General features: G+C 73.3%; 1 protein-coding gene. It reads right to left on the bottom strand.

Annotated features, from left to right (window positions below):
* Positions 1-278: 278 nt before the first annotated feature.
* The gene (locus ACIQOV_RS41285) at positions 279-1,337 is read right to left on the bottom strand and encodes a LacI family DNA-binding transcriptional regulator (RefSeq protein WP_401056268.1); all 1,059 of its coding nucleotides are present in this window, start codon (positions 1,335-1,337) and stop codon (positions 279-281) included.
* Positions 1,338-1,438: the final 101 nt, after the last annotated feature.

The following is a 1,438-nucleotide window of genomic DNA, read 5'->3' as shown; positions in this document are numbered from 1 at the left end:
CCTCGATCACCCGGGGCTCCGGGGCCCGGTCCGGGCCCTGCTGCTCGTACTGGCCGTACGGGCCGTACTGCTCGTACTGGTCGTACTGCTCGTGCTGCGGGTGGGACGCGTGGGGCTCGTACGGGCCGTACTGCTCGCCGGGGTACCGCTGCTGTTCGCTCATGCCGACCAAGCTCGTCCCGCTGCATGAGGAGTGCATGAGAACCGGCTCAGAACGGGGAGAGAAGCCCGTTGGGTTCTCATAAAGCCTGGTCAGGCGGCCTGCCGAGCGGAACCGGCTACTCCGGTACGGATCGGTCCGGGGCGGAGTCGCCGCAGCCGCAGGAGCGGCGGATGACCAGCCGGGACGGGAAGGTGCGGACCCGCTCGGTGTCCGAGCCGGGCACCATCAGCGAGTCGTCCAGCACCAGGTCCACGGCGGCCCGGGCCATCGCGTCGCGGTCGGAGGCGACGGTGGTCAGCGGCGGGTCGGCGAGCGCGGCCTCCGGCACGTCGTCGAAGCCGGCCACCGCGAGGTCCTCCGGGACCCGCAGGCCGACCTCGCGGGCGGCCCGCAGCACGCCGATCGCCTGGTCGTCGGTGGAGCAGAAGATCGCTCGCGGCCGGTCCGGCGAGCGGAGCAGGCCGAGCGCGACGTCGTAGGCGCCGTAGCGGTGGAAGGGCGCGTCGATCAGGTGGGGCTCGGTGGGGATGCCGTGCGCGTCCATGGCGCGCTGCCAGCCCTCGACGTGGTCGATGACCGGGTCGCCGGGGGCGGGGGACTCGACCGGGCCGCCGAAGCAGGCCACGTACGGGTGCCCGTGCACCTCCAGCAGGTGGCGCACCACGGCCTCGGCGCCCGCCACGTCGTCGGTGACCACCGCGACGTCGTCGATCGCCTCGGGCCGGCGGTGCAGCAGCACCACCTTGGCGCCCTCCATCGCGGCGAACTCCTCGGCGGCGCGCTGCGAGGGGCCCTGGCTGACCAGGATCAGGCCGGAGACGCGCATCCCGAGGAACGCGCGGACGTAGTGCACCTCGCGGTCGTCCACGTAGTCGGAGTTGCCGATCAGCACGAGCTTGCCGCGGTCGGAGGCGGCCCGTTCCACGGCGTGCGCCATCTCGGCGAAGAAGGGCTGGCGGGCGTCCGGGACGACCATGCCGATCAGGTTGGTGCGGCGGGAGGCCATCGCCTGGGCGACGCTGTTCGGCCGGTAGCCGAGCTGCTCGATCGCCGCGAGGACCTTCTCCCGGGTCGCGGGCGCGACCGGGCGCGGCCCGTTGTTGATGACGTAGCTGACGACCGCGGTCGAGGTACCAGCCAGCCGGGCTACATCGTCGCGCGTCACTTTGGCCACGGGGGGAGTCTACGCGTGTGGCCTCCGGGGCGGCAGTGGGGTCCGGGGCCTTGTTCGGCAGGCCGACGGGCCCCTCCGGGAGGAACCGGGCAAGCCGGGCG

It is taken from the genome of Kitasatospora sp. NPDC091257, assembly GCF_044757675.1.
Classification (GTDB): Bacteria; Actinomycetota; Actinomycetes; order Streptomycetales; family Streptomycetaceae; genus Kitasatospora; species Kitasatospora lactacystinica.
This window is presented reverse-complemented; position numbering and strand designations above follow the sequence as displayed.